Annotated in this window: 12 protein-coding genes; 6 read left to right on the top strand and 6 right to left on the bottom strand. The window is 64.7% G+C overall.

The features are described 5' to 3' along the window. Positions 1–13: 13 nt before the first annotated feature. Complete coding sequence (gene acnB, locus ACP2WS_RS04215) at positions 14–2,617, top strand: bifunctional aconitate hydratase 2/2-methylisocitrate dehydratase (RefSeq protein WP_426459657.1); 2,604 nt, start codon at positions 14–16, stop codon at positions 2,615–2,617. Between the two features lie 174 nt (positions 2,618–2,791). Here the strand turns inward: acnB and trhP are convergent, their stop codons facing one another. Then, positions 2,792–4,192, bottom strand: coding sequence for a prephenate-dependent tRNA uridine(34) hydroxylase TrhP (gene trhP, locus ACP2WS_RS04210; RefSeq protein WP_426459656.1), 1,401 nt, complete (start codon positions 4,190–4,192; stop codon positions 2,792–2,794). Between the two features lie 155 nt (positions 4,193–4,347). Here trhP and ACP2WS_RS04205 point away from each other — a divergent pair, with 155 nt between their 5' ends. Both ACP2WS_RS04205 and ACP2WS_RS04200 read left to right on the top strand, forming a co-directional pair. Then, the gene (locus ACP2WS_RS04205) at positions 4,348–5,595 is read left to right on the top strand and encodes an FAD-dependent monooxygenase (protein ID WP_426459655.1); all 1,248 of its coding nucleotides are present in this window, start codon (positions 4,348–4,350) and stop codon (positions 5,593–5,595) included. Positions 5,596–5,664: 69 nt separating this feature from the next. Next, positions 5,665–6,069, top strand: coding sequence for a COG4315 family predicted lipoprotein (locus ACP2WS_RS04200; protein WP_426459654.1), 405 nt, complete (start codon positions 5,665–5,667; stop codon positions 6,067–6,069). 77 nt (positions 6,070–6,146) lie between these two features. Here ACP2WS_RS04200 and ACP2WS_RS04195 read toward each other — a convergent pair whose 3' ends face one another. The 5 genes from ACP2WS_RS04195 to ACP2WS_RS04175 all read right to left on the bottom strand — a co-directional run bounded on the left by ACP2WS_RS04195 (position 6,147) and on the right by ACP2WS_RS04175 (position 10,428). Continuing rightward, a complete protein-coding gene (locus ACP2WS_RS04195; protein WP_426459653.1) occupies positions 6,147–6,464 on the bottom strand; it encodes a YkgJ family cysteine cluster protein in 318 nt (105 codons plus the stop codon). 27 nt (positions 6,465–6,491) lie between these two features. After that, a complete protein-coding gene (argF, locus tag ACP2WS_RS04190) occupies positions 6,492–7,409 on the bottom strand; it encodes an ornithine carbamoyltransferase (protein WP_374493141.1) in 918 nt (305 codons plus the stop codon). Positions 7,410–7,468: 59 nt separating this feature from the next. After that, entirely contained in the window at positions 7,469–8,665 is a 1,197-nt protein-coding gene (locus ACP2WS_RS04185) for an aspartate aminotransferase family protein (RefSeq protein WP_426459652.1), read from the bottom strand. 134 nt (positions 8,666–8,799) lie between these two features. Next, on the bottom strand, positions 8,800–9,108 hold the full coding sequence (locus tag ACP2WS_RS04180; RefSeq protein WP_374493138.1) for a hypothetical protein: 309 nt from the start codon (positions 9,106–9,108) through the stop codon (positions 8,800–8,802). A 3-nt stretch (positions 9,109–9,111) separates the two neighbouring features. Continuing rightward, entirely contained in the window at positions 9,112–10,428 is a 1,317-nt protein-coding gene (locus ACP2WS_RS04175; RefSeq protein WP_374493136.1) for an ammonium transporter, read from the bottom strand. Between the two features lie 435 nt (positions 10,429–10,863). Between ACP2WS_RS04175 and erpA the strand changes: the two genes are divergently transcribed. From erpA to ACP2WS_RS04160, 3 genes are all read left to right on the top strand, one after another. Further along, on the top strand, positions 10,864–11,259 hold the full coding sequence (erpA, locus tag ACP2WS_RS04170; RefSeq protein WP_374493134.1) for an iron-sulfur cluster insertion protein ErpA: 396 nt from the start codon (positions 10,864–10,866) through the stop codon (positions 11,257–11,259). 294 nt (positions 11,260–11,553) lie between these two features. Next, positions 11,554–12,993: a multidrug transporter subunit MdtD gene (gene mdtD / locus ACP2WS_RS04165; RefSeq protein WP_426459651.1), complete on the top strand. Its 1,440-nt coding sequence runs from the start codon at positions 11,554–11,556 to the stop codon at positions 12,991–12,993. A 139-nt stretch (positions 12,994–13,132) separates the two neighbouring features. Beyond that, positions 13,133–14,077: a cation diffusion facilitator family transporter gene (locus ACP2WS_RS04160; RefSeq protein ID WP_374493131.1), complete on the top strand. Its 945-nt coding sequence runs from the start codon at positions 13,133–13,135 to the stop codon at positions 14,075–14,077. The last annotated feature ends 59 nt before the right edge of the window (positions 14,078–14,136 follow it).

Here is a 14,136-nt window from a genome sequence, read left to right as displayed (position 1 = left end):
CAGGAGAACCCCCATGCTGAAAGCCTACCGTGACCATGTGGCCGAGCGTGCCGCGCTCGGTATCCCGCCGCTGCCGCTGTCTGCCAAGCAAACCGAGGAGCTCATCGAGCTGCTCAAGAATCCTCCCGCAGGAGAAGAGCAGGAGCTGCTGGACCTGATCACGCACCGCGTCCCTGCAGGCGTGGATGATGCGGCCAAGGTCAAGGCATCCTACCTGGCAGCCGTGGCACTCGGCAAGGAAAAGAGCCCGCTGATCGACCGCAAGAAGGCCACCGAGCTGCTGGGCACCATGCTGGGGGGGTACAACATCAGCGCACTCATCGAGCTGCTCGATGACGCGGAAGTCGGAAGCGTGGCGGCCGAGGGCCTCAAGCACACGCTGCTCATGTTCGACCAGTTCCATGACGTCAAGGAAAAGGCCGATGCAGGCAATGCCAATGCCAAGGCCGTGCTGCAGAGCTGGGCCGACGGCGAGTGGTTCACCAGCCGTCCGGATGTGCCTGCCAGCATCAAGATCACTGTGTTCAAGGTCCCCGGTGAAACCAATACCGATGACCTGTCGCCTGCACCCGATGCCTGGAGCCGTCCCGACATTCCGCTGCATGCGCTGGCGATGCTCAAGAATACCCGCCCCGATGCGCCCTTCAAGCCCGAGGAAGACGGCAAGCGCGGCCCGGTGAAGTTCATCAACGACCTCAAGGACAAGGGCAATCTGGTGGCCTATGTGGGCGACGTGGTCGGAACCGGTTCGAGCCGCAAGTCGGCTACCAACAGCGTGCTGTGGTGGACCGGCGAAGACATTCCCTTCGTGCCGAACAAGCGCTTCGGAGGCGTGTGTCTGGGCAGCAAGATTGCTCCGATCTTCTACAACACCATGGAAGATGCCGGTGCGCTGCCGCTGGAAATCGACGTGGCCCAGATGAACATGGGCGACGAGGTCGAGCTCAAGATTGACCATGCCTCCGGCAAGGTCACGGCCTTCAAGAATGGCCAGCAGATTGCCGAGAGCACGCTCAAGAGCGATGTGCTGCTCGACGAGGTGCGCGCAGGGGGCCGCATTCCCCTGATCATCGGCCGAGGCCTGACGACCAAGGCACGCGAAGCCCTGGGTCTGCCGCCCTCCACCCTGTTCCGCCTGCCGCAGAACCCTGCCGATCCCGGCAAGGGCTACAGCCTGGCCCAGAAGATCGTGGGCCGTGCCTGCGGTCTGCCCGAGGGCAAGGGCGTGCTGCCCGGTACCTACTGCGAACCCAAGATGACGTCCGTCGGTTCCCAGGACACCACGGGCCCGATGACGCGTGACGAGCTCAAGGATCTCGCCTGCCTCGGCTTCTCCGCCGATCTGGTCATGCAGTCGTTCTGCCACACGGCTGCCTATCCGAAGCCCGTGGACGTGAAGATGCACCATGAGCTGCCCGACTTCATCAGCACCCGTGGAGGGGTGGCGCTCCGTCCGGGCGACGGCATCATCCACTCCTGGCTCAACCGCATGCTGCTGCCGGATACGGTGGGTACCGGTGGCGACAGCCATACGCGTTTCCCGATCGGCATCAGCTTCCCTGCAGGTTCTGGTCTGGTGGCCTTTGCGGCAGCAACGGGCGTGATGCCTCTGGACATGCCGGAATCGGTGCTTGTGCGCTTCAAGGGCACCATGCAACCGGGCGTGACGCTGCGTGACCTCGTGCATGCCATTCCCCTGTATGCCATCAAGCAGGGTCTGCTGACGGTGGAGAAGAAGGGCAAGAAGAACATCTTCTCGGGTCGCATCCTCGAAATCGAAGGGCTGCCGGATCTGAAGATCGAACAGGCTTTCGAGCTGGCCGATGCTTCGGCCGAGCGTTCCGCTGCCGGCTGCACCGTGGCGCTCAACGAAGCTCCGGTCGTGGAATACCTCAAGAGCAACATCGTGCTGCTCAAGACCATGATCGCCAACGGCTACCAGGATGCCCGCACTCTGGCACGCCGCATCCGCAAGATGGAAGAGTGGCTCAAGGAGCCCAAGCTGCTCAAGGCCGATGCCGATGCGCAGTACGCCGCCGTGATCGAGATCGACCTCGACGAGATCAAGGAGCCCATCGTGTGCTGCCCGAACGATCCGGACGATGCCAAGACGCTGTCCGACGTGGCAGGTGCCAAGATCGACGAGGCCTTCATCGGTTCGTGCATGACCAACATCGGGCACTTCCGTGCGGCTGCCAAGCTGCTCGAAGGCAAGCGCGACATTCCGGTCAAGCTGTGGGTGGCTCCGCCGACCAAGATGGACCAGCAGCAGCTCACCGAGGAAGGCGTGTATGCCACCTTCGGCATGGCCGGTGCACGTACCGAGATCCCCGGCTGCTCGCTGTGCATGGGCAACCAGGCACAGGTGCGCGAGGGTGCAACCGTGATGTCGACCAGCACCCGCAATTTCCCGAACCGTCTGGGCAAGAACACCAACGTCTATCTGGGCAGCGCAGAGCTGGCTGCAGTCTGCTCCAAGCTGGGCCGCATTCCGACGAAGGAAGAGTATCTGGCCGACATCGGTGTCATCAACAAGGACGCCGGCCGCATCTACCGCTACATGAACTTCAACGAAATGGAGGAGTTCAACGAGCAGGCAGACAAGGTCAACGTCTGATCCGCTGCTGACCGGGGATTCTGCATGTCGCTTCGGCGGCCTGCGGAGTGTCACACGGAAGGCATAGCACCCACGGACTGCCGTCGCCATGACGGCAGTCCGTGGGTTTTTTCATGGTGCTCCGCCTCGCGTCCGCCATGGACCGAGGCATGCGCCGGCATGCAGTGAGGGGCGTCAGCTCACCAGCCGGGCAATCAGGGCACCACGGAAGGCCTGTCCCAGAGGCAGCCAGACCTGCAGGGGGCTGCCGTTGGCGGTGTGCAGGGGCTGGCCTTCTGCCGAGCGCATGGCTTCGAGAGTGATGGAGCGGTTGCCGGAAGGATGGATGATTTCGAGCCGGTCACCGACCGAGAACCGGTTCTTGACCTCGACGAGCACCCAGTCGTCCTGGGTGTCGCTGGTACTGGCCTGACCGACGAACTGGCTGCGCTGGGTCTGGGAGCTGCCGGTTTCGTAGTTCTGGTAGTCCTGGGCCGGTCGGCGTTCGAGAAAGCCGGCGGTGTATCCGCGGTTGGAGAGACCTTCGAGCTCGGTGATGAGGGTGGGGTTGAACGGACGGCCTGCCATGGCGTCGTCGATGGCGCGGCGGTAGATCTGGGCCGTGCGGCTCACATAGTAGAGGGACTTGGTGCGGCCCTCGATCTTGAGCGAATCCACGCCGATGCGCGTGAGTCGCTCCACGTATTCGATGGCACGGAGATCCTTGCTGTTCATGATGTAGGTTCCGTGGTCATCCTCCATGATCGGCATGAGGGCGCCGGGGCGTCCTACTTCCTCGATCAGATAGACACGATCGGCCAGGGGATGGCGGTGGCCATCGCCGGTCGCGGCTGCATCATGGCCCGTGGCGGCAAAGGTCTGTTCGGCCTGCTGGCGTTCGGCTTCGACATCGAAATCGGCTTCCATGGGGGTGCCGAGGGCATCTCCGGTGTTGGGATCGACGTCGGCATCGTGGGTGGTGTAGTTCCAGCGGCAGGCATTGGTGCAGGTGCCCTGGTTGGGGTCGCGCCGGTTGAAGTATCCGGACAGCAGGCAGCGGCCGCTGTAGGCGATGCACAGGGCTCCATGCACGAACACCTCCAGCTCCATGTCGGGGCATTCCTGACGGATGCGTTCGATTTCGTCGAGACTGAGTTCGCGCGAGAGGATGATGCGGCTCACCCCCACGCGCTGCCAGAAGCGCACGGCTGCATAGTTGACCGTGTTGGCCTGTACAGAGAGGTGGATGGGCATGTCGGGCCACTTTTCGCGCACCATCATGATGAGACCGGGGTCGGCCATGATGAGGGCATCGGGCTGCATGGCGATCACGGGTTCGATGTCGCGCAGATAGGTCCGTACCTTGTCGTTGTGTGGGAGCAGATTGCTGGTGACGAAGAATTTCTTGCCGCGCGCATGGGCCTCGGCGATGCCCTGCTGGAGCTGTTCGAGCCGGAATTCGTTGTTGCGGGCACGCAGGCTGTAGCGGGGCTGTCCGGCATAGATGGCATCCGCACCGTAGTCGTATGCTGCGCGCATCTTGTCGAGGCTGCCGGCGGGGAGCAGGAGTTCGGGGGCTTTCAGGGGGGCATGCATGGAGAGGACCGGGCTCGGAAATGGAAACCCGGAATTGTCGCGCGTTTGGCGCGGGGCGTCATGTCGGCAGGCTGCAGGGAGCTGCACCGCAAGGGATTTGCGCCGCATCAAGCACACCGTGGGGATGGGCGGGCAAGTTCGTCGACAATGCATCCATGAATCAACATGCATGGACGATTGCCGGTGGTGGCATAGGGGGGCTGGCAGCGGCTGTCGCGCTGGCAAGGGAAGGGGTGCAGGCACAAGTGGTCGAACAGGCTTCTGCCTGGGCGGAAGTGGGAGCAGGCATCCAGCTGGGGCCCAATGTGACCCGGATCCTGCGCGACTGGAATCTGGAGGAGGAGTTGCGGGCCTGTGCGTCGTTCCCCGATGCGCTCGTGGTGCGCGATGCGGTTTCCGGAGTACGCCTTGGCCAGCTCAGGCTGGGCCGTGAATGCGTGCAGCGCTACGGAGCCCCCTACGCCACGATCCATCGGGCTGACATGCATGCCCTGCTGCTGCGCGAAAGCCAATCCATGGGTGTACAGACCCGGCTGCACCATCGGGTGACGGCGTGGACTGCGGCGCCTGAAGGAGGGCTCGCCCTGTCGATCCGGAACGTGGGCGCGTCGGACGAGGGGGTTGGTGCATTGCAGTCCGAGTCGATCGACGTGAGGACCGAGGCATTGCTCGGGGCGGATGGGCTGTGGAGCACGGTCCGAGGGGAATTGCTGCCGGGAGAGGCTGCGCCGCGGTTTTCCGGCATTCTGGCCTATCGGGCCCTGGTGGCCCAGGCGGATCTCCCCGAGGCCCTGCGCAGTCAGATGGTGACTGTGTGGCTCGGTGCCGGCATGCACATGGTGCAGTATCCGGTGCGGGGCGGTTCACATCTGAATGTGGTGGCGCTGGTGGAAGGCCCCCGTCCCGAAGATCTGCAGAACTGGGACCATGCTGCCAATGCGGGGCATCTGCGCAGGGTTCTCTCTGCATACGGCAGGGAGGTGCAGGCGCTGGCGGAGGCCATTGCCCAGTGGCGGCTGTGGCCGCTGTGTGACAGGCCGCCGGTGGCTTCGGCCGACCAGATGGCGCGGGGGCGGGTGGCGTTGCTCGGGGATGCCGCGCATCCCATGCGTCCGTTCATGGCACAGGGAGCCTGCATGGCCATCGAGGATGCGGCGACACTGGCGTTCTGTGTGGCGACGCGCCCGGACGGAGCGATTCCCGACCTTCTGCAGCACTACGCAGCGCTGCGCTGGCAGCGCTGTGCGCGTGTGCAGCAGCGATCCATCCGGAATGGGGAGATATTCCATTGCACGGGCCTGATGCGCTGGGGACGTGACTGGGCCATGCGCCTCGGCGGGGAGCACCTGCTTGATGTGCCCTGGCTCTATGGGCACGAAGTGCCGGTACGGCAGCATGCCTGAGGTCGAAACTGCCGTGTGCACCGGGGCGCACGGTGACGGAATGGGCGGCCCATGCGGGAGGATCATGACATGCGGATACTTGGGGGACTGGCTGTGCTGCTGGGCGCAGCGACATTGACCGGGTGCGGCATGGGGCAGGGGGTTTTTACCCCCAATGCCGGAGAAATGCCGCCTGCCATTCAGGTCGATGGGCTCATGGTGGGGACTTCGAGCCGGATGACGCTTTATGTCTCCGATGCGGATGCGCCGCAGGTTTCGCGTTGCAATGGGCCATGTGCCCAGGAATGGCCCCCTCTGCTGGCATCGGAGAAGGATCGGGATCGGGGCGATTTCAGTGTGCTGTCCCGGGCCGATGGGCGTCGGCAATGGGCACTGATGGGGCGCCCCCTCTATTTCTGGAGCCAGGAAAACCGCCCCGGCGAGGCGGCAGGGGAGCAGCAGCCGGGCTGGCATGCATTTCGGGTTGCACCCTGAGCCGGGCAGCAAAGTGCGAGCGTGAGGAGGATAGGGGAAACGTGCCTTCTTCAGCTCCTCCTGCAGAGGAGGGGGGCTCAGAAGGATTCAGGCAGGGCCGGCAGTCCGTGGCACCGTCGGGCACGGAGACATCCATCGCTGCCGGGTTCGAGCTCCCGGCAGGGGCTGGAACGCCATTCGTAGATGCCACAGCGCGCCTCGGTACCGATGGTGCCGACCAGCGCGGCACAGCGAGGAGGTGTATGGTCGGTGCCGCGCATGCGCATCACCCTGCCGGTGACGGGAACCGTGAGCCCATCGGGAACCGGGCCGCCTTCCGAAAGCAGCTCCTCACGCGCGAAATCGACCCGGAATGCGGCACAGCAGGCGCCGCATGTGGTGCAGAACGTGGTCATGCAGACAGTGTGTGACGCCAAGGCGCATCAGCCCTGCAGGCGTCCGAGCAGCAGGTATTCCATCAGGGCTTTCTGCACATGCATGCGGTTCTCGGCCTCGTCCCAGACGACGGACTGCGGGCCGTCGATCACGTCGGCCATGACTTCCTCGCCTCGATGGGCAGGCAGACAGTGCATGAACAGGGCATCCTTCTTGGCCAGGGCCATCATCGGGGCATCGACGCACCAGTTGGCAAAGGCCGTGCGGCGTGCTTCGTTCTCCGCCTCGTAGCCCATGCTGGTCCAGACATCGGTGGTGACCAGATCGGCGTTGACGCAGGCCTCGCGCGGGTCCTTGAAGAGCCGCACATGGTCGCCGAGTTCGACGCCGGGTATGCTGCTGTCGATGCCGTATCCGCTCGGGGTGCTCACATGCACGGTGAAGCCGAGCAGCTTGGCGGCCTGCAGCCAGGTGTTGGCCATGTTGTTGCCATCGCCCACCCAGGCGACGACCTTGCCCTGGATCGAGCCGCGATGTTCGATGTAGGTGAAGATGTCGGCCAGGATCTGGCACGGATGGAACTCGTTGGTCAGACCGTTGATGACGGGCACGCGCGAATGGGCAGCGAAGCGCTCGATCTTGCTTTGCTCGAAGGTGCGGATCATGACGATGTCCGTCATGCGGCTGATGACACGGGCACTGTCTTCGATGGGCTCTGCACGGCCGAGCTGGCTGTCGCCGCTGGTGAGGTGCACCACATTGCCGCCGAGCTGGTACATGCCTGCCTCGAAGCTCACGCGCGTGCGCGTGCTGGCCTTCTCGAAGATCATGGCGAGGGTACGATCCACCAGCGTCATGTGCTTTTCATAGGCCTTGAACTTGCGCTTGATGAAGCCTGCGCGGTCTATCAGGTAGGTGTAGTCGGCAGCGGAGAGATCGGTGAACTGGAGGTAGTGCTTGATCATGATGGGTGTCGGTTGCGTGGGCAGGGGCAAAAGAGGAGCGCAGGGCGGACGCCCCGACCTCACTCGGCCAGGAACTGCTTGACCAGGGGGACGAGGATGGCGACGATCTCGTCGGCCTCGGCCTTGGTGAGGATCAGGGGAGGCACCAGGCGGATGACGCTGTTGGCCGTGACGCTGAACAGCAGGCCGTTTTCGGCGCCACGCTGCAGCAGCTCGGAGCAGGGCTTGGCCAGCTCGATGCCCAGCATCAGGCCGTGGCCACGGACTTCGATCACGCCGGCCACACCCTCGAATCCCTTCTCCAGGGCGTGCTTGAGATGCTCGCCCACCTCGGCCGCGTTGTCGAGCAGGTGCTGCTCTTCCATGATGCGCAGCGTCTCGACTCCCGCACGCATGGCGAGCGGGTTGCCGCCGAAGGTGGTGCCGTGGTTGCCCGGCTGCAGCACTTCGGCCGCCTTGGGCCCGGCCACCACGGCGCCGATGGGCACGCCAGAGCCGAGCCCCTTGGCAAGACTCATCACGTCGGGGTGGATGTCGGCCCACTGGAATGCGAACCACTTGCCGGTGCGGCCCAGACCACACTGGATTTCGTCGAGCATCAGCAGCCAGCCCTGTTCGTCGCAGTAGCGGCGCAGCTGCTGGAGGAATTCCACGTGCATGGGGCGGATGCCGCCTTCGCCCTGAATGGGTTCGAGCAGCACGGCCACCACGTTGGGATTGCCTTCGGTGGCGCGGCGCAGGGCCTCCATGTCGTTGCGGGGCACGCGGATGAAGCCTTCGACCAGCGGCTCGAAGCCGGCGTGCACCTTGGGGTTGCCGGTGGCACTCAGCGTGGCGATGCTGCGACCATGGAAGGCGTTCTCGAACACGACCACTTCGGCCCGGTCGATGCCTTTCTGGTGCCCGTACTTGCGGGCAATCTTGAGGGCGGCCTCGTTGGCTTCCAGACCGGAATTGCAGAAGAAGGCGTTGGTCAGCCCCGACAGACGCACCAGCGCGGAGGCAAGCTGTTCCTGACCGGGCACGTGGTAGTAGTTCGAGCAGTGGATGAGCTTGGCCACCTGGTCCTGCAGGGCGCTCACCAGCTCGGGATGGGCATGGCCCAGGGTGTTGACGGCAATGCCGCCCAGGGCGTCCAGGTATTCTCGCCCCTCGGTGTCCCACACGCGGCAGCCCTTGCCATGCGACATGGCAATCGGCAGGCGGCCATAGGTGTTCATGACATGGGGGGACAGGGAAGACACAGGATCGGACATGGGCGGCTCCATAAAAAAGCATCCGCACAGGCCCGCAAGAGGCGTGTGCGGAAAAAGGGTGTTTTCATTGTAGAACATGCACTCCCGCGATGCAGGGTTCCGTGTCCGGGAGCCGCTGCACGCGGGAGAGGAGGTCAGCGCAATCCGCCTACGTACTGGTGGTCCTCGCCGTCGTCGGCATGGCCCTTGAGACGGTCGAACAGCCCGCGCTTCGGGGCGCGCTGCTCCTGGGGGGCACGCGGCATAAGCTGCTCGAACTTGCCGGCCCATTCGGCCAGTTCGACATCGCCCAGTTCCTGGGCCTTCTGGCGGGAGAAGACAATCATGGCTTCGGCGTAATCGGGGTGGGCCGCCATCCATTCGACGTCGGTCACACGCCCTGTCTTGCGGCGCAGCAGCACGTGCAGGCGGGCGGCGGTGGCGAGGCGTTCGCTGTCGGACATGGTTCAATCTCCTATGCGTTCATGATGGGTCGTGAGGTCGAGACCGTAGTGCTCCTGCCCGGCGCTCACGCGCAGCCCGAAGCCGAACTGCACGATCCAGGTCAGCAGGGCCGTCACGCAGGCGCTGTAGGCCAGGACTGCGCCTGCGCCCATGGCCTGGGTGGCCAGATCGGTGTGCTGTCCGCTGATGGCCGGATCGTTGAAAACGCCGGTGAGCAGCGAGCCTGCGAGCCCGCCGATGCCATGCACGCCAAACACATCGAGCGAATCATCTACGCCCAGCTTGTGCTTGAGCCAGGTCGCGCCCCAGAAGCAGGCCACTCCGCCGATGGCGCCGATGGCTGCAGCCGAGCCGATGCCCACATAACCCGATGCCGGGGTGATGGCCACCAGCCCGGCAATGGCGCCGGAACTCATGCCCAGCAGGGTGGGGGTTTTCTTGACCAGCCATTCGGCGAGCATCCAGCCGAGCACGCCACAGGCTGCTGCCGTGTGGGTGGCGGCCATGGCCAGCCCCGCGCGTCCGTCGGCAGCCAGCGCAGAACCGGCATTGAAGCCGAACCAGCCGATCCACAGCAGGCAGGCGCCCGTCATGGTGAGGCCGAGGTTGAAGGGGCGGAAGGGCTCCTTGCCGTACCCTTCGCGGCGGCCCAGGATGGCGGCGATGACCAGCCCCGAAATGCCCGCGTTGATGTGCACCACAGATCCGCCGGCGAAGTCCAGCACGCCGAGCTGGGCGAGCCAGCCACCGGGTTCCCAGACCCAATGCGCCACGGGCGCGTAGACCAGCAGGAACCACAGTCCCATGAGCACGAGCATGGGGCCAAAGCGCATGCGCTCCACGAAGGCGCCGACGATCAGCGCCGTGGTGATGACGCCGAATGCGAGCTGGAACATGCCGTATACCGATTCGGGCACATGGGGGGCGATGTGGCTCACCGCCACCTGGCCGCTGTGCTGGATGAAGTCGAGCCCCGCAAACCAGAAGCGCTCGGTGCCGCCGAGCCAGCCCGAGCCCGGCGTGAAGGCCAGGGAGTAACCCAGCAGCCACCATTCCACCGTCACCAGGGCCGAGATGGCCAGCACGCAGGCCATGGTGTTGAGCACGTTTTTGGTGCGTACCATGCCCCCGTAGAACAGCGCTACGCCAGGAAGTGTCATCAGAAGCACCAATGCGGTGCTTGTCAGCAGCCAGGCCGTGTCTCCCGCGTGGATGTCGGCGACAGGCGCGAGATGGGGATGGGCCGAGGAAGCCTGACTGGCCACCAGAAGCGCGAGACCGGTTGCCCAGGAGCAACAGGTACGGAGATGTGAATGCATGGAGATTCCCCCTGAAAAGACAAATGCGATGCGATGTCGCTGGTATGCGTTCGGGCCCGGGATGGGGGCGAGGTGCCACCGGGGCAGACACACAGGACAACTCGTGGTTGGAAGGTGGAACCGGCCGGGCAGATCGTCCGCGATCGAAAGGACGCAAACGGGGGGCAAAAAGCAAAACCCGTGCCACTCAATAGATTCAAAAGTTTTACATCATTTGAAGCGGGTGCCACCGGAGGGTGAGGACCGGTGCGCAGGCAGGAGCCGCACGGGAGCACGCACGGACTGTGCGAGGGGAGGCCAGGAGGGGGTGCGGGCACGGAATCCGTGGGTGGGCGGAGCCGTTCGGCGACCCCAATGCCGATAGGGATGTTGGGGAAAATCCCGAGAAAATACGTGTACTATTGCGCCCATTGACCACATGAGAGCATTCCGATCATGACCACTGCCGTAGACAACGCAGCTCCTGTCGAGGCCGCTTCTGCCGCTGCAGAAACCGCTTCCAGCGACCCCATCATCTTTACCGAGAGCGCCGCCGCCAAGGTGGCCGATCTGATCGCCGAAGAAGGCAATCCCGAACTCAAGCTGCGCGTTTTCGTGCAGGGTGGAGGCTGCTCTGGCTTCCAGTACGGTTTCACGTTCGACGAGATCGCCAACGACGACGACACCATCATGACGAAGAACGGGGTGTCGCTGCTGATCGATCCCATGAGCTTCCAGTATCTGGTGGGCGCCGAGATCGACTACAAGGAAGACCTCCAGGGAGCGCAGTTCGTGATTCGCAATCCGAACGCCACCACCACCTGCGGCTGCGGTTCGAGCTTCAGCGTGTAAGACACACTCTGGGCAGCCCTGCGCTGCCCTGTTTGGTCCTGCCGTTACGCTCCCTTCGGGGAGCGTTTTTCATGGGCGCAGGGGTGTTGGGTGGGCGTCCGGTGTCGGCGGGAGGCCTGTGGCATCATGGTCAGCCCCATTGGGGCCTGTGCTCTTTCCTCGCTAGTTTTCTGCATGTCTTCCACGTCTCCCGCGTCTCCAGCGTCTTCTTCCTCCGATGCTTCCAGTCGGTCTGTCCCGCCGGCAGGGTTCCCGGCTGACGCCACTGCTGCCGGTGAGACGGAGGCTGTAGCCATGGCCGCTGGCGTGCCTGCCTCAGCGGCGGAGCAGGCCCATCGCAAGCGCATGCTCTGGCTCGTGGCGATCGGGTTTTTCATGCAGACGCTGGATGCCACCATCGTCAACACGGCCCTGCCGGCCATGGCCGATGGCCTGCATGAGAGTCCGCTGCGGATGCAGTCGGTGCTGGTGGCGTATTCGCTGACCATGGCCATGTTCATTCCCCTCTCGGGATGGCTGGCGGACCATCTGGGGACGCGGCGCGTGTTCATGGGGGCGATTCTGGTGTTTGCGGCGGGGTCGCTGGCCTGCGGCATGTCCACGTCGCTGTCGCATCTGGTGATGGCCCGCATCGTGCAGGGAGCGGGCGGAGCCCTGCTGCTGCCGGTGGGGCGTCTTGCGGTGCTGCGAGCCTATCCGCGCGGCGAATTCCTGGCAGCCATGAGCTTCGTTGCCATTCCGGGGCTGATCGGCCCGCTGCTGGGCCCCACGCTCGGGGGCTGGCTCGTGCAGATGGCCTCGTGGCACTGGGTGTTTCTGGTCAATGTGCCGGTGGGGCTGCTGGGGTGGGTGGCAGCCCGGCAGCTGATGCCCGACTTCCGAGGCGTGACGCACCAGCCGCTGGATCTGGCCGGCTACGGGCTCCTGGCCCTGGGCATGGTGCTGGTGTCTCTGTCGGTGGACGGCATGTCCGAGTTCGGCATGCCTTCGGCCATTGCGCTGGTGGGGCTGATCACGGGGCTGGCTTGCATGGTGGCGTACTGGCTGCGGGCGTCGGGGCAGGAGCATCCGCTGTTTTCGCCCATGCTGTTCCGGGTGCCTGCGCTGTCCATCGGGCTCACGGGCAATCTGTTCTCGCGGCTGGGCAGCAGCGCAGTGCCTTTCCTGATTCCGCTGATGCTGCAGCTCAGCCTGGGGTTCACGCCTGCACAGGCCGGCATGATGATGCTGCCGATCGCCGCAGCCGGCATGGCCGTCAAGCGCTTTGCCACCTGGTCGATTACCCGCTATGGCTACCGCAGGGTGCTGGTCATCAACACCATGCTGGTGGGGGGGCTGATTGCCAGCTTTGCGCTGGTGGGGCGTGCTGAGCCCATGTGGCTGCTGCTGGTGCATTTCGCCTGCTTCGGGGCCTGCAATTCGCTTCAGTTCACGGCCATGAACACGCTGACGCTGCGTGACCTCGACTCCGCGCAGGCCAGCAGTGGCAACAGTCTGCTGTCGATGGTGCAGATGCTGGCCATCAGCCTCGGGGTGGCGCTGGCCAGCACGGTGCTGGCCGGGTTCACCAACTGGCTCGGGGCGGAAGGGCATGCCGACCGGATGCTGACGGTGTTCCATGCCACCTTCATCTGCATGGGGGGCATGACGCTGGCCTCGGCCTGGATCTTCTGGCAGCTGTCGCCGCAGTCCGCCTGGGTCCGGCGCATGGTGCACGACATCGGTCCGGACTGATCGCGCCCGACTTTCTGCCGGGGGATGTGCCGCAGCGGCAGGGTTGGGGCGCGTACACTGGCAGGACGCCGCCGGATCGATCCCTGTCCCTGGGGCGGAGACCTGTCCTCGATTCATGCACCTTGGGTCCGTTGTCGCCATGCATTTCCCAAGTCCCCGTACCCTCCTGAAGCTGTCGGCCGCCGCGGCGGTGACCACCATCGTGCTCAAGACGCTGGCCTGGTATGTGACCGGCTCGGTGGGGCTGCTGTCGGATGCTATGGAGTCTTTCGTCAATCTGGCGGGAGCCCTCTTTGCGCTGATGATGGTGTCGCTGGCCGAGCAGCCGGCGGATGCCGGGCATCCGCACGGACACAACAAGGCGGAATATTTCTCTTCCGGCTTCGAGGGCATGCTGATTTTCGGGGCTGCGCTCGGCATTCTGTGGACGTCGGTCGACCGCCTGCTGCACCCTGCGGAACTGGAGCGGCTGGACTGGGGCATGGCCTTTTCGGTGGCCAGCACTGTGCTCAATGGGGTGGGGGCGTGGGTGCTGATCAAGGCGTCGCGGGTGCACCAGTCGATCGCGCTCGAAGCCGACGGCCGGCATCTGCGCACCGACGTATACACCTCCATCGGCGTGATCGCCGGGGTGCTGATGGTGGAAGTCACCGGCTGGCTCTGGCTCGACCCGCTGGTGGCCATGGGGGTGGCGCTCAACATCCTGCGCGAGGGCTGGCACCTGATCCGCAATTCGAGCAACGGTCTCATGGACAGCGCCGTCGACGGGGAAACGGCCCAGCGCATCCAGCAGGTGCTCGACCGCTGTGCCCGGCAGGATGCGTGCCAGGGCGTGCCGCTGCGGTTCGACCACGTGGTCACGCGCCAGGCCGGCCAGCGCTGTTTCGTGTCGATGCACATGCACCTGCCTGCCGGACTCAGCCTCGGGCAGGCGGCGGCGCTGCGCAATGCCGTCGAGCAGCAGCTGGTGGATGCCGTGCAGGGGCTGCATGCCACCATCGAGATGATGCCGGTCGATGTGGAGCCCGTGCAGCCTTTGCCGGGAGTCGATGCGGTCATGCCGCGCACTGCCGTGCCGGAGTGAATCGGAGCAGCAGCTCTGGTCGACACGAGAACGACAGCGGATGGGGCCTGCGGCAGGGA

The sequence above is a fragment of the Brachymonas moutaii (nom. illeg.) genome (genome assembly GCF_049977365.1).
Lineage (GTDB): Bacteria > Pseudomonadota > Gammaproteobacteria > Burkholderiales > Burkholderiaceae_C > Brachymonas.
The sequence above is the reverse complement of the archived record's forward strand: the minus strand, read 5'-3'. Positions and strand labels throughout refer to the sequence as shown.